At 68.4% G+C, this 18,957-nt stretch carries 17 protein-coding genes and 1 pseudogene; 15 read left to right on the top strand and 3 right to left on the bottom strand.

Going from position 1 to position 18,957, the window contains the following annotated elements:
* The first annotated feature begins 122 nt into the window (after nucleotides 1-122).
* Genes V7Q42_RS00485 through V7Q42_RS00470 form a run of 4 tightly spaced genes read left to right on the top strand, consistent with a single transcriptional unit; the run spans nucleotide 123 to nucleotide 3,939 of the window.
* Nucleotides 123-884 carry a GntR family transcriptional regulator gene (locus V7Q42_RS00485; protein ID WP_333821629.1) on the top strand — a complete coding sequence of 254 codons (762 nt, stop codon included), beginning with the start codon at nucleotides 123-125 and terminating at the stop codon, nucleotides 882-884.
* Between the two features lie 17 nt (nucleotides 885-901).
* Complete coding sequence (locus V7Q42_RS00480) at nucleotides 902-1,912, top strand: 2-hydroxyacid dehydrogenase (RefSeq protein WP_333821628.1); 1,011 nt, start codon at nucleotides 902-904, stop codon at nucleotides 1,910-1,912.
* A gap of 48 nt (nucleotides 1,913-1,960) precedes the next feature.
* A complete protein-coding gene (locus tag V7Q42_RS00475) occupies nucleotides 1,961-3,166 on the top strand; it encodes a mandelate racemase/muconate lactonizing enzyme family protein (RefSeq protein ID WP_333821627.1) in 1,206 nt (401 codons plus the stop codon).
* Nucleotides 3,167-3,171: 5 nt separating this feature from the next.
* Nucleotides 3,172-3,939, top strand: coding sequence for an SDR family oxidoreductase (locus V7Q42_RS00470; protein WP_333821626.1), 768 nt, complete (start codon nucleotides 3,172-3,174; stop codon nucleotides 3,937-3,939).
* A 22-nt stretch (nucleotides 3,940-3,961) separates the two neighbouring features.
* On the opposite strand, the gene V7Q42_RS00465 is transcribed toward V7Q42_RS00470, so the two are convergent.
* Both V7Q42_RS00465 and V7Q42_RS00460 read right to left on the bottom strand, forming a co-directional pair.
* Nucleotides 3,962-4,561, bottom strand: a complete 600-nt coding sequence (locus V7Q42_RS00465; RefSeq protein ID WP_333821625.1) for a DUF2336 domain-containing protein — start codon at nucleotides 4,559-4,561, stop codon at nucleotides 3,962-3,964.
* Nucleotides 4,562-4,771: 210 nt separating this feature from the next.
* Entirely contained in the window at nucleotides 4,772-5,251 is a 480-nt protein-coding gene (locus tag V7Q42_RS00460; protein ID WP_333821624.1) for a MarR family winged helix-turn-helix transcriptional regulator, read from the bottom strand.
* 215 nt (nucleotides 5,252-5,466) lie between these two features.
* On the opposite strand from V7Q42_RS00460, the gene V7Q42_RS00455 reads away from it, so the two are divergent.
* Complete coding sequence (locus V7Q42_RS00455; protein WP_333821623.1) at nucleotides 5,467-7,398, top strand: FAD-binding monooxygenase; 1,932 nt, start codon at nucleotides 5,467-5,469, stop codon at nucleotides 7,396-7,398.
* Between the two features lie 17 nt (nucleotides 7,399-7,415).
* Here V7Q42_RS00455 and V7Q42_RS00450 read toward each other — a convergent pair whose 3' ends face one another.
* A complete protein-coding gene (locus tag V7Q42_RS00450; RefSeq protein ID WP_333821621.1) occupies nucleotides 7,416-8,135 on the bottom strand; it encodes a GntR family transcriptional regulator in 720 nt (239 codons plus the stop codon).
* A 446-nt stretch (nucleotides 8,136-8,581) separates the two neighbouring features.
* Between V7Q42_RS00450 and V7Q42_RS00445 the strand changes: the two genes are divergently transcribed.
* From V7Q42_RS00445 to V7Q42_RS00400, 10 genes and pseudogenes are all read left to right on the top strand, one after another.
* Complete coding sequence (locus tag V7Q42_RS00445; protein WP_333821619.1) at nucleotides 8,582-9,694, top strand: BMP family ABC transporter substrate-binding protein; 1,113 nt, start codon at nucleotides 8,582-8,584, stop codon at nucleotides 9,692-9,694.
* Nucleotides 9,695-10,131: 437 nt separating this feature from the next.
* Nucleotides 10,132-11,241, top strand: a pseudogene (locus V7Q42_RS00440) (ABC transporter permease).
* Nucleotides 11,238-12,155, top strand: a complete 918-nt coding sequence (locus V7Q42_RS00435) for an ABC transporter permease (protein WP_333821618.1) — start codon at nucleotides 11,238-11,240, stop codon at nucleotides 12,153-12,155. Before V7Q42_RS00440 ends, V7Q42_RS00435 begins: the two are co-directional and overlap by 4 nt.
* Nucleotides 12,156-12,166: 11 nt before the next feature.
* Nucleotides 12,167-12,844 carry a biuret amidohydrolase gene (biuH, locus tag V7Q42_RS00430; protein ID WP_333821617.1) on the top strand — a complete coding sequence of 226 codons (678 nt, stop codon included), beginning with the start codon at nucleotides 12,167-12,169 and terminating at the stop codon, nucleotides 12,842-12,844.
* Nucleotides 12,841-14,367 (top strand): ABC transporter ATP-binding protein, encoded by a 1,527-nt coding sequence (locus V7Q42_RS00425; RefSeq protein ID WP_333821616.1) that lies wholly within the window; start codon nucleotides 12,841-12,843, stop codon nucleotides 14,365-14,367. Before biuH ends, V7Q42_RS00425 begins: the two co-directional genes overlap by 4 nt.
* Nucleotides 14,368-15,045 carry a cysteine hydrolase family protein gene (locus V7Q42_RS00420; protein ID WP_333821615.1) on the top strand — a complete coding sequence of 226 codons (678 nt, stop codon included), beginning with the start codon at nucleotides 14,368-14,370 and terminating at the stop codon, nucleotides 15,043-15,045.
* Nucleotides 15,046-15,047: 2 nt separating this feature from the next.
* The gene (gene hpxZ / locus V7Q42_RS00415; protein WP_333821613.1) at nucleotides 15,048-15,428 is read left to right on the top strand and encodes an oxalurate catabolism protein HpxZ; all 381 of its coding nucleotides are present in this window, start codon (nucleotides 15,048-15,050) and stop codon (nucleotides 15,426-15,428) included.
* Nucleotides 15,429-15,445: 17 nt separating this feature from the next.
* Nucleotides 15,446-16,222 carry a 5-formyltetrahydrofolate cyclo-ligase gene (locus V7Q42_RS00410; RefSeq protein WP_333821611.1) on the top strand — a complete coding sequence of 259 codons (777 nt, stop codon included), beginning with the start codon at nucleotides 15,446-15,448 and terminating at the stop codon, nucleotides 16,220-16,222.
* A gap of 32 nt (nucleotides 16,223-16,254) precedes the next feature.
* Entirely contained in the window at nucleotides 16,255-18,048 is a 1,794-nt protein-coding gene (atzF, locus tag V7Q42_RS00405) for an allophanate hydrolase (RefSeq protein ID WP_333821610.1), read from the top strand.
* A 68-nt stretch (nucleotides 18,049-18,116) separates the two neighbouring features.
* Nucleotides 18,117-18,886, top strand: a protein-coding gene (locus V7Q42_RS00400; RefSeq protein ID WP_333821609.1) for an IS5 family transposase whose coding sequence is annotated in 2 segments (ribosomal slippage) — nucleotides 18,117-18,435 and nucleotides 18,435-18,886 — 771 coding nt in all. Because the reading frame shifts where the segments join, the coding sequence is not laid out codon by codon here.
* Nucleotides 18,887-18,957: the final 71 nt, after the last annotated feature.

The following is an 18,957-nucleotide window of genomic DNA, read 5'->3' as shown; positions in this document are numbered from 1 at the left end:
TTCCGGATCTCGGCCGTTCCCGTTCGATACCGCCTCGATGCCATATCTTGTAATATATCACAACATGTCTTATGCGTCGTCGAACGGTCCCGTCACGAGGGCCGAGACGAGGGAGGCCGGGCATGCCTGCGGGTTCGACGGTCGTGGAACTGGTTCCGACGGCGGACGACGCGGCGCCGCGACGGCGCAATCGCGTCAATTTCTTCGAGTTGGCGCATCAGCGCATCGAAGAGAAGCTGGTCACCTGTGAGCTGAAGCCGGGGCGTTCGCTCAACCTTCAGGAGCTCCAGGACCTGACCGGCCTCGGCCGCACCCCGGTACACAATGCCGTGAACCGGCTCGCCGCCGACACGCTGATCATCATCCGCCCGCGCCACGGCCTGCAGATCGCGCCCATCGACCTCGCCCGCGAACGGCTGCTGCTGCGCCTCCGCCGCGACATCGAACGCTTCGTGGTGAAGCTCGCCGCCGAGCGGGCGAGCCTGTCGCATCGCAATCAGATGCTGCACATCGAGCGGCTGCTGCGCGACAAGCGCGACACCATCGGTCTCGACGATTTCAACGTCCTCGACCGGCGCATCGACGCGCTGATCCTGGCGGCGGCCGGCGAGCCTTTCCTCGAACACACGCTCAGGCCGCTCCACACGATCTTCCGCCGCATCGGCTACATCCATCACCGCTTCATGCCGGATCACACCGATCTCGGCGAGACCGTCGACGTCCACCTCGCGCTGCTCGCGGCGATCGCCAAGCGCGACGCGGAGAAGGCGGGCGCCGCTTCCGACGCTCTCGTCGACTACGTCGACCGCATGTTCGACGTCATGGAGACCGGGCTCGATCCGCGCCTCCTCGATTGTTCGATCGAACCCCTGCTCGGGGCCTGAAGGAGACGAGCCCGCCCATGCAGCCGAAGATCGTCTTCCACGGCGAGAACGCCTCGTCCTTCGCGCCCGGCTTCGCCGCGCTGCTCGATCGGCCGGCCGAGATCCGCGTCCTGCCCGACGCGTTGACCGATCCGGACGACATCCGCGCCTATGCCGAGGCGGACGTGATCGTCGGGGTGAAGTTCGACGCGAGCCTGCCGCGGCCCGAGCGGCTCTCGCTCTTCCACGTTCCGGGCGCCGGATACGACGCCGTCGACCTCGCGGCATTGCCGGCGGAGGCCGCCGTCTGCAACTGCTTCGGCCACGAACAGGCGATCGCCGAATACGTCTTCGCCGCCCTCCTCGCCCGCCACGTGCCGCTCGCCACCGCGGACGCGGACCTGCGCCGCGGCGTCTGGTCGTTCCAGTCGGGCGCGCCGGCCCGCCTCCACCCGGAGATGGCCGGCAAGACCATCGGTCTCCTCGGCTACGGCCACATCGGCAAGGCGATCGCGCGGCGCGCCAAGGTCTTCGACATGGAGGTCGTCGTCGCCAACCGCAGCAGCGTCGCGACCGGCGACGAGATCGATCTCGCCTTCACTCTCGATCGCCTCGACGCGTTCTGGAGCGCCGCCGACTTCTTCGTCGTGTCGGTGCCGGCGACGCGGGAGACCGCGGGCATGGTCGACGCCGCCGCCTTCGCGGCGATGCGGCCGCATGCGGTGATCTTCAACGTCGGCCGCGGCGCCACCATCGACGAGCGGGCGCTCTACGAGGCGTTGCGCGAGAAGCGTATCGGCGGTGCGGTGATCGACACCTGGTGGCGCTATCCGAGCGCCGCCGAGCCGGCGCCGCATCCCTCGAACCTGCCGTTCCACGAGCTTTCGAACATCGTGATGACCCCGCACATGTCGGGATGGACCGAAGGCACCGTCGCCCGCCGCCGCGCCGTCATCGCCGACAACGTCGTCCGTCGTCTCGACGGGTGTTCGCTGGTCAACGTCGTCCGCCCCGGCCTCGCGCCGGTGCGCGACGAGACCGACGGCTGAACGACCAGGGAGAGCCGAGGCGAAGTCCCTCGGCGGGAGGAGAGCCCGATGAAGATCACCAGGATCGAGACGCTGCGCCTCGACGAGTTCGCCAACCTTCTCTGGGTCCACATCCACACCGACGCCGGCGTGATCGGCCTCGGCGAGACCTTCTACGGCGCCGGCGCGGTCGAGGCCCACATCCACGACACGCTGAGCCTGCGCCTGCTCGGTCGAAATCCGCTGCACATCGAAGCGATCGCGCGCGACATGGTCAACCTGCCGCTCGCCCAGTCCTCGACCGGCGCCGAATATCGGGCCGCGTCGGCGATCGACATCGCGCTGTGGGACCTCTTCGGCAAGGTCTGCGGCCAGCCGGTGCATCAGATGCTCGGCGGCCTCTGCCACGACGGCGTGCGCGTCTACAACACCTGCGCCGGCTACGGCTACGTCCGCTCCCACAAGATCAAACCGGTCGACACCTGGAACCTCGATCGCACCGACGGCCCCTACGAGGATCTGAAGGCCTTCATGACCGACGCCGGGGCGCTCGCCGAAAGCCTGCTCGAGCAGGGCATTCCGGCCATGAAGATCTGGCCCTTCGACCCGGCGGCGATCGAGAACAACGGCCTCTACATCACCGCCGAGCAGATGAAGAAGGCGGTCGAGCCGTTCGAGAAGATCCGCAAGGCGGTCGGCGATCGGATCGAGATCATGGTCGAGTTCCACTGCCTGTGGAACCTGCCGACGGCGAAGAAGATCGCTCGCGTCCTCGAGGACTACGCACCCACCTGGTACGAGGACCCGATCCGCATGAACTCGCCGGCGGCGCTCGCCGAATATTCGGCGGCGACCGACGTCTGGGTCTGCGCCAGCGAGACGCTGGGGTCGCGCTGGCCCTACAAGGACATGCTGGAACAGGACGCCATCCAGGTGGTGATGACCGATCTCGCCTGGACCGGCGGCCTCACCGAGGGGCGCAAGATCGCGTCCCTGGCGGAGACCTGGCATCGGCCCTATGCGCCGCACGACTGCACCGGCCCGGTCGGCTACGTCGCCGCCGTCCATTCCTCGCTCGCGACGCCGAACACGCTGATCCAGGAATCGGTGCGCGCTTTCTACACCGGCTGGTACCGCGAACTGGTCACCGAGATGCCGAAGATCGAGAACGGCCGCGTCCTGCCGATGGAGGGCGTCGGCCTGTGCACCGAACTGCTGCCGGCCGTCTACGAACGTTCCGACCTGCGCGTCCGGCGCTCCGAACTGCGAGGATGACCCAGATGATCGCTCGAGCCTTCGACCTCGGCGGCCGCACCGCGCTCGTCACCGGATCGACCCGCGGCCTCGGCCGCAGCTTCGCGGAAGGCTTGGCGGAAGCCGGTGCGGCGGTGGTGATCAACGGCAGCACCGCCGAGGGGGTCGCCGCAACCGCCCGCGATCTCCGGGCGAGCGGTCACACCGTCCACGAGGCGCCGTTCGACGTCACCGACGAGGCGGCGGTGAAGGCCGCCTTCGCCGCGCTCGATGCGCGCGGCGTCGCGGTCGACATCCTGGTCAACAATGCCGGCATCCAGTTCCGCAAGCCGCTGCTCGACCTCGACACCGCAGACTGGCGCCGGGTGATCGAGGTGAACCTGACCTCGGCCTTCGTCGTGGGCCGCGAGGCGGCACGGCGGATGGTGGCGCGCGGTCACGGCAAGATCGTCAACATCGGCTCGCTGACCAGCGAACTCGCTCGCGCGACCGTCGCCCCCTACACGGCGGCGAAGGGCGGTATCAAGATGCTGACCCGGTCGATGACGGCGGAATGGGCGGGTAAGGGCCTGACGATCAACGCCGTCGGCCCAGGCTACATCGCCACCGAGATGAACACGGCGCTGATGAACGATCCGGAATTCGACGGCTGGGTCAGGCGGCGCACGCCCGCGGGGCGCTGGGGAAAGCCGGAGGACGTGGTGGGAACCGTCGTCTTCCTCGCCGCCCCGGCCTCCGACTATATCAGCGGCCAGATCATCTACGTCGACGGCGGCATGATGGCGGTCCTTTGAGCCCGCCGCCGATCCGGCCGCTTCAGCGGCTGAGAGCGAGGAAGCGGCGACCGCGATTGCCGTCGCGGATCATCATCTCCTCGACCCGCCGCGCGGCGCGTTCGGAGACGCGCTGATAGAGCGCCTTGGCGATCGACACCGGCAGATCGGAGCGCTTGGCCAGCGCCAGATCCATGTCGTTCTGCGCCGTGGTCATGTTGGAGAAGAAGTCGAAGGTGGTGATCGACAGCTTCGCCTCGTCGTTGGCGGCGAGCGTCAGATGGACCTTGAGGGTGCCGAGTTCGACCAACTGATCGGTGACCGGGATCCCCGTCCCCGCCCGCTGGGCGATGACCAGCAGAGTCGATTCGCTCGGATCCTTGGCGATGACGGTCATCAGCTCGTCGTCGCTGAGGCGGGCGCGCTCGATGATCGGGCGCGACACCAGATAGACGTCGTGCAGAAGCGCACCGAGAACCCCGGACGGCAGACCGCCGATGTCGGCGACCGTATCGGCGAAGGCCATGCGTTCGAACAACGTCGCCGGCCCGAGCAGATGGATCACCGTCTCGGTGTAGAGCGCGGCGTCGTAGTGGCCCGTGCGCCCGCGACCGGCGGCGTGCAGTTCCGCCAGCGGCTTCAAGAGGTGCCCGCACCCGCCGCCTCGAGACTTTGCGATCTCGAGACGAATCTTGCCCAACGGGTCTTCGCTGTTGCGCCAGTTCACATCCATGACGCGAGGATACGGTCCGGAAATGAACAGCGATTTAATCGATCGAGGAAATGGAATTTCAAATGACAATCCGGCAGGGACGGCAAAGGCCGTGGCACGGACGAGCTCCGAGCGGCCAGATCACTCCGCCCTTTCCTCCGACGTCGCACCGCGCAGCGGCGCTCGACTGAGATCGTTGGCCGCGGCGATCGCCTTGGCGAGCAGCCGCATGAACTCCGCCGCCTCGGCGGCGTTCAGCCCGGCGAGCATCGCCTTCTGCGCCGCATCGACCGCCGGCTCGATCGTGTCGAGGACGCGTCGCCCTTCGTCGGTGATGCGCAACACCCGGGCCCGGCGATCCTCGTCCTTCACCTCGCGGCCGAGGTAGCCCTTCTTCTCGAGCCGGTCGACCACCCCGGTGATCGTCGCCCGGTCGAGGGCGATGCGGCCGGCGAGCGTCGCCTGATCCATGCCCGGATGGCCCGCCACCTCCGCCAGGGCCGCATATTGCACCGGCGTCAGATCCGAGCCGACGGCGCCGACTTCGGCGTGGAAGACCGCCACCGCGATCTGTTGGAAGCGGCGCGCCAGATGCCCCGGCTTGTCGTTCATGTCGGACATGGCTCACCCCGATGCCTCGAAAATCCGCCGTACGTAGATTGACGAGTGCGGATATGATTAGTATACGAACTATCGACGCCGTCGCGGCGTGCTCCGGTTCTTCTACGATATCGGCGGAACGATCGCGACGGGAAGCGAAGGCCGACGTCGGGGCGCCCGAGGCGCGCCGGCGGACGACGAACGAGCCCGCGACGACGGGACGAGGGAGGGGCATCATGCAGTTTCATCTCGATGGATTCCGGGTGGGTGATCCCGACGTCGCACCGGCTTCGCCGAACGCCGGCGCGAACACCGACGTCCTTCCCGAGGAGGTCGACGTGCTGATCGTCGGCACCGGACCCGCCGGCCTGACGCTGGCGGCGCAGCTCGCGGCGTTCCCCGAGATCCGCACCGCCATCGTCGAGCAGACCGCCGGCCCGCTCACCCACGGCAAGGCCGACGGCATCGCCTGCCGCACCATGGAGATGTTCGAGGCCTTCGGCTTTCGCGAGCGGGTCGAGCGCGAGGCCTACTGGGTCAACGAGACGACTTTCTGGAAGTCGGCCGACGACGATCTCGGCCGGATCGTCCGCCAGGGCCGCGTCCAGGACGTCGAGGACGGGCTGTCGCCCTACCCGCACGTCATCCTCAATCAGGCGCGGGTGCACGACTTCTACCTCGACATCATGCGCAATTCGCCGAACCGGCTCGAGCCGCACTATTCCCGCCGCCTCGTCGATCTGAAGATCGACCCGTCGCTCTCCGCCGATCTCGCCGCCCATCCGGTGACCGTCACCCTTGAGCGGCTCGACCCGGGATACGAAGGGCGAACCGAAACGGTCCGCGCCCGTTACGTCGTCGGCTGCGACGGCGCCCGCAGCGTCGTGCGCCAGTCCCTCGGCCGGGTGCTGCAGGGCGACAGCGCCAATCAGGCCTGGGGCGTGATGGACGTGCTGGCCGTCACCGACTTCCCCGACATCCGCCTGAAATCGCTGATCCGCTCGGCGACGGAGGGCAGCATCGTGCTCATTCCGCGCGAGGGTGGCCATCTCGTCCGCATCTACGTCGAGATGGACAAGCTCGCCGAGAACGAGCGCGTCGCCGCCCGCGCCATCACCGTCGATCACATCATCGCCGCGGCACAGCGCATCCTGCGGCCCTACACGCTCGAGGTGAAGCAGGTGGCGTGGTGGTCGGTCTACGAGATCGGCCAGCGGATCACCGACAAGTTCGACGACGTGCCGGATGATCAGGTGGCGCAGCGTCCGCCGCGGGTGTTCATCGCCGGCGACGCCTGCCACACTCACAGCCCGAAGGCCGGCCAGGGCATGAACGTCTCGATGCAGGACACGTTCAATCTCGGCTGGAAGCTCGCCGCCGTCTTCGCCGGACGCTGCGGGCCGGAGTTCCTCCACACCTACACGGCCGAACGCCGGGAGATCGCCCAGAACCTCATCGACTTCGACCGCGAATGGGCGGCGATGCTCAGCGCCCCGGTGAAGTCGGAGACCAATCCCGACGGCGTCGAACCGGCGGAGATCCAACGCTATTTCGTCGCCCACGGGCGCTACACCGCGGGTGTGGCGACGCGCTACGCTCCCTCGCTCCTCACCGGCCACGGCGGCCACCAGCACCTCGCGACCGGCTTCGAGATCGGCACCCGGTTCCATTCGGCCCCGGTCGTCCGGCTGGCCGACGCCAAGCCGATGGAACTGATCTCGGCCTTCGAGGCCGACGCCCGCTGGCGCCTCTTCGCCTTCGCCGGCCGCGAGGATCCGAGCAATGCGGGCTCGCCGATCCGCGAGTTGTGCGACCACCTCGCCACCTCGCCGACCTCGCCGCTGCGCCGCCACACGGCGAAGGGCGCGAACATCGATGCGGTGATCGACGTCCGCGCCGTCTTCCAGCAGGGACACCGCGATCTGCGCCTCGAGGCGATGCCGGAGCTGCTCCTGCCGACGAAGGGCCGTCTCGGACTGCAGGACTACGAGAAGATGTTCTGCGCCGATGCGAAACGCGGCGACATCTTCGACCTGCGCGGGATCGATCGGGAGCGCGGCTGCATCTTGGTGGTGCGGCCGGACCAGTACGTCGCCCACGTCCTGCCTCTCGACGCCCACGACGAGTTGGCCGCCTATTTCGACGCCTTCCTGCGCCGGGTGGACTGACCGGTCGGCGGCGGGGTTCAGGTGCCGCCGTCGTGCAGTTCGTTGAACGACCGGCCCGACGAGGTCAGATGAGCTCGCATCTCGCGCGCGGCGGCCTCGCGGTCGCCGCGTTGCAGGGCGCGCACCACGCGCTCGTGTTCGGCGTGGCTCACCGCCAGTCGTCCGAGCCCGTGGAACTGGGCGCGGCGGAACGCCAACACCCGCCGGCGCACCCCGAGCACCGTCTCCTCGAGGAACGGATTGTGGCTCGCGGCGTAGATGAACTCGTGGAACCGGTCGTTGGCCTCGCGATAAGCGGCGAGATCGCCGAGCCGCACCAGTTCGGCGGCTTCCGCGTGCATGGCGTCGAGTTCGGCGCGCTCTGCGGCGGTCATCGACGTCGCCGCCAACCCGGCGCACAGGGCCTCGAGTTCGGCCATCACCACGAACATCTCGTCGAGGCGGCGGGCGTCGATCATCGCGACGACCGCGCCGCGATGCGGCCGGTGCTCGACCAGTCCGGCGGCGGTGAGTTCGCGCAGCGCCTCACGCACCGGAGTGCGCGACACGCCGAAGCGTTCGGCGAGGCTCGTCTCGTCGAGCGCACTTCCCGGCTCCAGACGACCGCGGGCGATCTCGTCGGCGAGTTCGAGGCGCAGGCGCTCGGCGTGCGTCTTGCCCTCCGGCCGCGTCCTGCGGCGAGGCCGCGGCCATGGCTCTCCGGAAAGCCGTCCACCGATTCCGCTCGTCTCGACCATGATCACTCCGATCGCCGCGAGTCTCTCGCCCGCGACGCACTACCAAGCAAGAACGAAACCACCGTTCGCGCGCAGCGTCCATCCGTGCCGACCCTGTCCCGTGACGGTGGCGGGAAACCGCGGCGCCGACGACGAGGTTGGTTCGACCGCGGCACGCCGGAGCCGAACCCGCGCCCTGCTCAGATTGTATATGATGATTATTTTTTGCGCATATTGATCGAAGACGGTGATCGATCGGCAGGCTTCGTCGCGACAGTGCCCCCATGAGGCGGACCGCCTAGAACGGAACCTGTTTGTCAGTTCCTCCATACATTCGATTGTTTTATATGGACTACGTCTATCATGCGGCATCGACGCATTTCGATTGGCACAGCGATTGCCAGTCTCTGAGGCGAGAAGTCGGCATTGCATACAATCGCCGCCGACCGGAACCGAAAGGGCCTCGCATGTCCAAGATCCTGCTCTCCCGTCGTACCATTCTGAAGTCGGCGGCCGCCGGCCTTCTCACCGCGCCGGTGCTCGGCATCGAGGGCGCCGCCGCGGCGGGGCTGACGATCGGCATCATCTACGTCGGTCCGCGTGACGATTTCGGCTGGAATCAGGCGCATGCGGTGGCGGCGGTGGAGCTGAAGAAGGTGCCGGGCGTCACCGTGGTCGAAGAGGAGAACGTGCCGGAGACGGTCGCGGTCCAGAAGACCATGGAATCGATGATCAAGCTCGACGGCGCCAAGCTGATCTTCGCCACCTCCTTCGGCTACTTCGACCCGCACATGGTCGAGATGGCCAAGAAGTTCCCGGATGTCGAATTCCGCCACGCCATCGGCCTGTGGCAGAAGGACAAGCACCCCGGCAACGCCGGGTCCTACTACGCCTATCTGCATCAGGCGCACTACGTCGACGGCATCGCCGCCGGCCTGTCGTCGAAGACCGGCAAGCTCGGCTTCATCGCCGCCAAGCCGATCTCCTCGGTGTTGCAGAACATCAACGCCTTCACCCTGGGCGCCAAGAAGGCGAACCCCAAGGCGACCGTCCAGGTGATCTTCACCGGCGACTGGGCGCTGCCCGTCCGCGAGGCGGAGGCCGCCAACGCGCTCGCCGATGCGGGTTGCGACGTGCTGACCTGCCATGTCGACAGCCCCAAGGTCGTGGTCGAGACCGCCGAGAAGCGCGGCATCATGAGTTGCGGCCACAACGCCAGCCAGGCGGCGCTCGCCCCCAAGGGCTTCATCACCGGCGCCGAGTACAAGTGGGCCACGATCTACAAGAACTTCGCCGGTCTCCTCACCAAGGGCGACAAGCTGCCGAACTTCGAGCGCGGCGGTTACGACAAGGACTACGTCCAGAACACCGCCTTCGGCGCCGGCGCGACCGAGGCGGCGCGCAACGCCGCCACCGCCGCGATCGCCGATCTCGTGGCCAACAAGCCCTACGTGAGCGGCGAGCTGAAGGACAACAAGGGCAACGTCGTCGTGCCGGCCGGCAAGGTCGTCGACAACTACGACGTCTTCCTGGAGACGACCAACTACCTCGTCGAGGGCGTCATCGGCTCGATCACCTGATCGGGGAGGATCGCCTGGGCCCCGCCGTGACGCCTCCGTCGCAGCGGACCCGACGATCGACCTCGGCGTGATCGCCCGGCGGTCTCGTCACCCGGATGGCGGGGATGGGCCGGCAAAGTCGGTCGCCACGGGGAGCCCCTTCTCCCCTTGCGGGAGAAGGTGGCCGAAGGCCGGATGAGGGGTCTGGGCGCCGCCGCAGATCCCGGAGTCCGCCACCACCGCCGAGTTGCCGCTTCGCGGCGCCCCCTCATCCGCCCCTTCGGGGCACCTTCTCCCGCGAGGGGAGAAGGAAGAGGGGGCAGACGCGCCGCCGACGAACGCCGGCTCCTCACGAGCCGTCGCGACGCCGCGGGTCGTGGGGTCGCCGAGCCGGCACTCCCGCGTCCGCATCGCCCGATCGCATCGCCGTCTCGTTCCTCCGCCAGGGAGATCCGCCCTTGACCGTAGCCGCCGACGTTCCGAACGCGCTCCCCGACGCAGATCCGTCCGCGCGACGGCGGGTGATCCTCGCCACCATCGAGGCGATCCTGGTTCCGGTGGGCGCGGTCACCGTCGCCGTGGCGTTGTTCTCGATCTTCCTCCTCGGGCTCGGCAAGTCGCCACAGACCTTCTTCGAACTGTTGTGGCGCGGCGGCTTCGGCACCGCCTTCTCCTGGCAGAACACCCTCACCCGCACCGCGCCGCTGATCTTCACCGCGCTCGCCGTGGCGCTGCCGGCGCGGCTCGGGCTGATGATCATCGGCGGCGAAGGGGCGCTGGTGATCGGCGGCTTCGCGGCGGCGGTCGCCGCCCTGCCCTTCCTCGGCGCGGCGCCGGCCTGAGTCATCCTGCCAATCATGTTCGTCGCGGCGGCAGCGGCCGGAGCGGCCTGGATCGGCTTCGTCGGGGCATTGCGCCACGCCCGCGCCGTCAACGAGACGATCTCGTCGCTGTTGATGTTCTACATCGCCGTGGCGATCCTCAATTTCTTCGTCGAAGGGGCGCTACGCTCGCCCGCCGACCCGAACAAGCCGTCGACCACGCCGATCGGCTCGGAGAACATGATCGGCGTCATCCCCGGGCTCGAGGTCCACTGGGGTCTCGCCTTCGGCGTCGTGCTGGCGATCGCCGCCCATGTCCTGATGACCCGCACCACCTTCGGCTTCGCCGCCCGGGTCACCGGCGGCAACGTCCGCGCCGCTCGGGCGCAAGGGTTGCCGGTCGGCAAGCTGATGGTCGCCGCCTGCGCGCTCGCCGGTGCCTCGGCCGGCATCGCCGGGTTCTTCGAAGTCGCCGCCATCCTCGGCAAGGCCAACGCCTCGCTGGTCGCCGGTTACGGCTTCACCGGCATCCTGGTGTCGTTCCTCGCCCGTCACAATCCGATCGCCATCCCACCGGTCGCCGTCCTCTTCGGCGGACTGGCGGCCGCCGGCGGGCTGATCCAGCGGCGCATGGGGCTGCCGGACGCGACGGTGCAGGTGCTGCAGGGGCTGATCTTCCTCACCATCCTCCTCTCCGAGACGGCCTACGGCCGCATCCCGTTCCTCGAGCCGGAGGGCCGTCGATGAGCGATGCGCTGACCACCGTCGCGGTGGCGATGTTCGCGGGCGCGGTGCGCGTCTCCACGCCGTTCCTGTTCGTCAGCCTCGGCGAGACGCTGACCGAGAAATCCGGCCGCATCAATCTCGGCCTCGAGGGCACGCTCGTCTTCGGCGCGATGAGCGCCTATGCGGTCTCCTATCTTTCCGGCAATCCCTGGGTCGGCGTCCTCGCCGCCGGTCTCGCCGGCTCGGTCTTCGGCATGGCGCACGGCTTCTTCTGCCGGTTGCCGAAGGTCTCCGACATCGCCATCGGCATCGCCCTGATGCTGTTCGGCAGCGGCCTCGCGTTCTTCTTCGGCAAGGGCTTCATCCAGCCGACGGCGCCGCGCCTCCAGGCGATCGATTTCGGCTTCCTCACCTCCGATCCGCAATTGAAGGTGGCGTTGCAGATCAATCCGCTGTTCTTCATCGGGTTGGCGCTGGCCGTCGTCATGTGGTGGGCGCTCGCCAACACCCGCTTCGGCCTGATCGTGCGGATGACCGGCGACAGCGCCGCCACCGCAAAGGCGATGGGCGTCTCGGTCGATCTGGTGCGCTTCGTGGCGACCACCATCGGCGGCTTCCTCGCCGGGGTCGGCGGCGCCTTCCTGTCACTCTACTACCCCGGCTCGTGGAACGAGGGTCTCTCGTCCGGCCAGGGCCTGATGGCGGTGGCGCTGGTCATCTTCTCGCGCTGGAACCCGCTGATGTGCGTCGCCGCGGCGCTCTTGTTCGGCGCCGCCGGAGCGCTCGGCCCGGCGTTGCAGTCGGTCGGCATCTCCCAGGGCTACCACTTCTTCAATGCCGCCCCGCACATCCTGACGCTCGCCATCCTGATCGCCTCGTCGTCGTCGAAGCGGTCGCTCGAGGGTGCGCCGGGCGAATTGTCGATCACCAAGTGAGGATCCCGCCCATGCCGACGCTCCCCGCCGATCCCTACCCCTGGCCCTTCGACGGCGACCTCCGTCCCGACAACACCGCGCTCATCGTCATCGACATGCAGACCGACTTCTGCGGCAAGGGCGGCTACGTCGACACCATGGGCTACGACCTGAGCCTCACCCGGGCGCCGATCGAGCCGATCGCCTCGGTCCTCACCGCCTTCCGCGCCAAGGGCTACCACGTCATCCACACCCGCGAGGGTCATCGTCCCGATCTCTCCGACCTGCCGGCCAACAAGCGCTGGCGGTCGCAACGGATCGGTGCCGGCATCGGCGATCCCGGCCCCTGCGGCATGATTCTGGTGCGCGGCGAACCCGGCTGGGAGATCATCCCGGAACTGGCGCCGCTCCCTGGCGAGCCGATCATCGACAAGCCCGGCAAGGGCTCGTTCTGCGCCACCGACCTCGAGCTGATCCTCAGGCTCCTAGGTATCCGCAACATCGTTCTGACCGGCATCACCACCGACGTCTGCGTCCACACCACCATGCGTGAGGCCAACGACCGCGGCTTCGAGTGCCTGCTGCTCGAAGACTGCTGCGGCGCCACCAAATACGAGAACCACCTCGCGGCGATCGACATGATCAAGATGCAGGGCGGCGTCTTCGGGGCGGTGGCGACCTCCAAGCAGCTCCTGGAGGCGATCGCATGAGCGAAGCGGGGGGCCGCGCGATCGGCGTCGAGACGGTCGGCATGACCAAGATCTTCGGGTCGCTCACGGCGCTCGAGGACGTGTCGATCCGGGTCAGACCGGGGACGCTGCACGCGCTTCTCGGCGAGAACGGCGCCGGCAAGTCGACGCTGGTCAAGTGCATGATGGGCTTCTACCAGCCGACCCGCGGCGAGATGCTCGTCGACGGCCACGAGGCGGCGATCCGCAATCCGCGCGAGGCCTCCGACGCCAAGCTCGGCATGGTCTACCAGCACTTCACGCTGGTGCCGTCGCTGACCGCCGCCGAGAACCTCGTCGTCTCTCGCCCCGATTGCCCGGCGATCGTCGACTGGAAACGCGAGATCGCGGCGCTCGAGGAATTCATGGCGCGGATGCCCTTCCGCGTGCCGTTGACCACGCCGGTCGACAACCTCTCGGCCGGCGAAAAGCAGAAGCTGGAGATCCTCAAGCAGCTCTATCTCGATCGCCGCTTCGTCGTCCTCGACGAGCCGACCTCGGTGCTCACCCCCGACGAGGCGGACGAGATGCTCGGCCTCCTCAAGGGCATGACGACCCGCGGCGAACTCACCATCCTGATGATCACCCACAAGTTCCGGGAGGTGACCGCCTACGCCGACGAGGTCTCGATCCTCAGGCGCGGCCGCTATGTCGGCGGTGGTCTCGTCGGCGAGATGACCACCGACGACATGGCGCGGCTGATGATCGGCGACACCGAGATCCGCGAACGCGCCGCCCGCCTCGAACACGGCCCCTCCCCCGTGGTGCTCGATCTCACCGCCGTCTACGCCAGCGACGACGACGGCCTGCCGGCCGTCACCTCGGTCGATCTCAAGGTCCACGCCGGCGAGATCGTCGGCATCGCCGGGGTGTCGGGCAACGGCCAGTCGGAGCTGGTCGAGGTGCTCTCCGGCCAGCGCGATCTCGACGACGGCCGCATCCTCGTCCACGGCCAGGGCTTCGAGCCGGTGCGCGACCAGATGGACAAGCTCAAGGTCTTCTCCCTCCAGGAGGAACCTCTGAGGAATTCCGCCGTACCGCGGATGACGGTCGCCGAGAACATCGCGCTCCGCACCTTCGACAAGCCGCCGATCACCTCGCTCGGCTGGTGGCTGTCGCCGGGGCCGATGCGGGCCAAGGCGCGCGAGTTGATCGACCGCTACCGGGTCAAGACGCCGTCGACCGAGGAGCCGATGGAGAACCTCTCGGGCGGCAACGTCCAGCGCGCCGTGCTCGCCCGCGAACTCTCCGGCGACGTCGACGTGCTGATCGTCGCCAACCCGTGTTTCGGCCTCGACTTCGCCTCCGTTTCGGAGATCCGCAGCCAGATTCTCGAGCAGAGGAACCGCGGCGCCGCGGTACTGCTGGTGTCGGAGGATCTCGACGAGATCCTCGAACTCGCCGACAGGGTCGCGGTGATGTCGGGCGGCCGCATCACCCTCCAGGCGCCGATCGGCGCCACCGACCGCAACGCGATCGGCCATGCCATGGCGGGAGGCCACTGAATGATCACCGTCGAAGCCCGCCCCTTCGCCTATTCGTTCCCACCCGAGAAGACCGCTCTCGTCGTCATCGACATGCAGCGCGACTTCGTCGAGCCCGGCGGCTTCGGCGAAACGCTCGGCAACGACGTGTCGCGGCTCACCGCCATCGTGCCGACGGTGGCGAAGCTGATTGCCCTCGCGAGGGACCAGGGCTGGACCATCGTCCACACCCGCGAGAGCCACGACGCCACCCTGTGCGACTGCCCGGAGGCGAAGCGGACGCGCGGCGCGCCGACCTTGCGCATCGGCGACGAGGGGCCGATGGGCCGCATTCTGGTTCGCGGTGAGCCGGGCAACGCCATCGTCGCCGAGCTCGCGCCGCGCGCGACCGAAATCGAGATCGACAAGCCCGGCAAGGGGGCGTTCTACGCCACGGCGCTCGGCGACGTGCTCAGGCTCCGCGGCATCACCCACCTGATCTTCGCCGGGGTGACGACCGAGGTCTGCGTCCAGACCACCATGCGCGAGGCCAACGATCGCGGCTACGACGGGCTGCTGATCACCGACGCGACCGAGAGCTACTTCCCCGAGTTCAAAGCGGCGGCGATCGAGATGATCGTGGCGCAGGGTGGCATCGTCGGTTGGGCGACGCCCTTCGCGGCGCTGGAAGCGGCGGTCGCCGCGGTGAAGGGGGCCTGACCATGGAGGTGAACATCCCCGAGGTGCTGGCCGAGGTCACCGCCGTCTTCGAGGCCTACGAGGCGGCCTTCGTCACCAACGACGCGGCCGAACTCGGCCGCATGTTCTGGCAGGACGCCCGCGTGGTGCGCTACGGCATCGCCGACATGCAGCACGGGCCGGAGGAACTCGCGGCGTTCCGCGCCGCCTACCCGCCCTTCGATCTCGCTCGCGACCTCGACCGCACGGTGATCACCACTTTCGGCCGCGATGCCGCCACCGCCGCCACCCTGTTCCGCCGCGCCTCGGCGCCGGACAAGGTCGGCCGCCAGATGCAGACCTGGGCGCGGTTTCCCGACGGCTGGAAGGTCGTCGCCGCCCACGTCTCGATCGTCGACGAGTGATCCCGGGAGAAGACCGCATGGCGGACGGAATCGAACGCTGGAAGGGCCGCAACGAGACCAAGGACGCGCTGCGCCGGTCGGTGTGGGCGGCATTGGAAGCCTCCGGCGCAGGGGTCGACGACCCGTGGAGCCGCATTCCGAACTACTTCGGTGCCGAGGCGGCGGCGCGCCAACTGACGACGCTGCCCGCCTGGAAGAACGCCGACATCGTCAAATCGAACCCCGATCCGGCGCAGATCCCGATCCGCCGCATGGCGCTCGAAGCCGGCAAGCTGCTCTACGCGCCGGTTCCCGAACTGGTGAAGCCGTTTCCCTTCGTCGAACTCGATCCGGACGATCTCGCCCGTCGCGGCATCACATTTTCCGACGCGGCGCGGTCGGAGATCTTCGTCGAGGTCGGCCGGCCGGTCGACTTCCGCGAGATGAAACCGATGGATTTCATCGTCGTCGGCTGCGTGGCGGTGACCCGCGCCGGCGGGCGCACCGGCAAAGGCGGCGGTTTCGCCGATCTCGAGCTCGGGATCTTCCGCGAACTCGGCCTCGTCCCCGATCGTGCGCCGATCGTCACCACCGTGCACGACCTCCAGGTGGTCGACGACGAGCGCATCGTCATGCTCGCTCACGACCAGCCGCTCGACTGGATCGCCACGCCGACCGAACTGATCGAGACCCGCACCGCCTTTCCCGACCCGACCGGCGTCGCCTGGGATCTCGTCCAGGAAGACCAGTACGCCGGCATTCCCTTCCTCGCCGAATTGCGCAGCGACCTCGAAAGCCGCAGACCCCGCCGCTGATCCCCGACCCTCTCCTCGTCAGGCCCACCCCCATGACCCTTCCCCGCGTCCTCGATCTCACCACCCTCGCCGAGGGCTATCGCTCCGGCGCCTTCACGCCGCTCGACGTGATCGAGGCGGTGATCGCCCGCATCGATGCGGGGAGCGACCCGGCCGTGTGGATCTCCTGCGTCCCCGACGAGGCGTTGCGTGCCGCCGCTCGCGCCCTCGGCTCGACGCCGGACCCGACCCGGCCGCTGTGGGGCATCCCCTGCGCCATCAAGGACAACATCGACGTCACCGGCCTGCCGACGACCGCAGCCTGCCCCGCTTTCGCCTATGAACCGACGGCGGACGCCGCGGTGGTGGCCAAGCTGAAGGCGGCCGGAGCGATCGTCGTCGGCAAGACCAACCTCGATCAGTTCGCCACCGGCCTCAACGGCACCCGCTCGCCCTTCGGCGCGCCACGCTCGGTGTTCGATCCGGCCTACATCTCGGGTGGGTCGTCATCGGGATCGGCGGTTGCGGTGGCGAGCGGACTCGTCGCCTTCGCGCTCGGCACCGACACCGCCGGCTCGGGGCGGGTGCCGGCCGCCTTCAACAATCTCATCGGGGTCAAGCCGACCCGCGGCCTCGTCTCCTCGACCGGCCTCGTGCCGGCCTGCCGCAGCCTCGACTGCATCACCGTCTTCGCCGCCACCGCCGGCGACGTCGCCGCGGTGCTGGCGGTGATGCGGGGCCACGATCCGCGCGATCCCTACTCGCGCCCGGTGGAGCATCGCGCGCTGCCACTGACCGGCTTCCGCTTCGGCATCCTCACCGGTGCCGAACGCGAGTTCTTCGGCGATCACGAAACGGCGGCGCTCTACGACGCGGCGGTCACGCGGCTCTCCGCCCTCGGAGGGACGCCGGTCGGCATCGACTACGCCCCCTTCCGCGAGAGCGCCGATCTCCTCTACGGCGGCCCGTGGATCGCCGAGCGCCTCGCCGCGGTCGCCGATTTCCACGCCGGCCACGCCGCCGAGATGGATCCGACGGTGGAGAAGATCATCGCCGGGGCGACGAACCATTCGGCCGTCGACGCCTTCCGCGGCCAGTATCGGCTGGAGGCGCTGCGCCAACGGACGCTCGTCGAGTGGGCCAAGGTCGACCTGCTGCTGCTGCCGACCGCGGCGACCATCTACACCGTCGAGGCGATGCGAGCCGATCCGATCGCCCTCAACTCGACGCTGGGCCGCTACACCAACTTCGTGAACCTGCTCGACTGCGCCGCCATCGCCGTGCCGGCCGGCTTCCGCCCCGACGGCATCCCGGCCGGCGTCACGCTGATCGGCCCGGCCTTCACCGACGACGCCCTCGCCGTCCTCGGCGATCGGCTGCATCGCGCCCTCGGCGCCGGTCCCGGCGTCGACCGCCACGGTACACTGCCGGGCGCACCCCTCGCACCCGCCGCCGAGGGGCTGATCCCGATCGGCGTGGTCGGGGCGCATCTCTCAGGCATGCCGCTCAATCCGCAGCTGACCGCCCCCGGCGGCGTGCTCCTGGAGGCGACGCGAACCGCGCCCGACTACCGCATGTTCGTCCTGCCCGACACGGTACCTCCGAAACCCGGCGTGATCCGCGATCCGGGCTTCGTCGGGCCGGGGCTGGAGATCGAGGTCTGGGGCCTGCCGCCGGCCGCCGCCGGGGCCTTCGTCGCGGCGATCCCGGCGCCGCTCGGCATCGGCAAGGTCCGCCTCGCCGACGGCTCGGAGGTCTCCGCCTTCCTGTGCGAATCCCACGCGGTCGTCGGCGCCGAGGAGATCACCGCGCTCGGCGGTTGGCGGGCCCACATGGCGCGGTGCTAGGTTCTGTACCCGAACCTCTTGTCTTGCGTTGCGAGGGCTGATTCGAGGCTTCCGAAAGGAGGCGTTCGATGGCGCGCTTCGATCTGACGGACGAGGAATGGGCGATCGTCACTCCCCTGCTTCCTGGAGCCGAGGGCAAGAAGAACGGTCGTCCGCGATTGGATGACCGGAAGGTGCTGAACGGCATCTTCTTCGTGTTGCGGACCGGCGTGCCGTGGCGCGATCTTCCGGAACGTTACGGCCCCTACACGACGGTCTACAACCGCTTCAACCGATGGGCCAAAGCGGGGATCTGGATCGGCGTGTTCGAGGCTCTGGCGGCCGGATCGCCGGAATCGCTCGAATTCGTCGACAGTTCGATCATCCGAGCCCATCAGCATGCTGCCGGAGGAAAAAGGGGGGCCCGGATCACGCCATCGGCCGTTCTCGTGGAGGATTGAGCACCAAGATCAACGCCTTGGTGGACTCGCGCGGGCTCCCTGTGCGCATCGTTCCGTCTCCCGGCCAAGCCTCCGACAAAGCCGCCGTTCCCCTCCTCTTCGATGGCCGAAGAGCAGGCGATGTCGTCGCCGACCGTGGATACGACGCCAGAGCCATCCTCGAACTGGTCGCCGCGCTCGGCGGGACCGCGCACATCCCGACCTGTTCGGATCGCCGCGTGCAGCGATCCGTCGACCGCGAACTCTACCGAAAGCGCAACCTCGTCGAGCGGTTCTTCTGTAAATTAAAGCACTTCCGGCGTGTGGCCACCCGCTACGAGAAACTCGCGGCGAACTACCTCGCAGCCGTGCTCCTCGCTGCGACCCGGCTCTGGATGCGGTTCGAGTCCATGACCTAGTCACCATGTAGTGACTGCCACACGAAGGTGACGACAACGTGAGCCCGACCCGACGACAGAGAGTCTCCACG

The sequence above is a fragment of the Pinisolibacter sp. genome, assembly GCF_036782435.1.
In the GTDB taxonomy this organism is placed as follows: domain Bacteria; phylum Pseudomonadota; class Alphaproteobacteria; order Rhizobiales; family Ancalomicrobiaceae; genus CALBKH01.
This window is presented reverse-complemented; position numbering and strand designations above follow the sequence as displayed.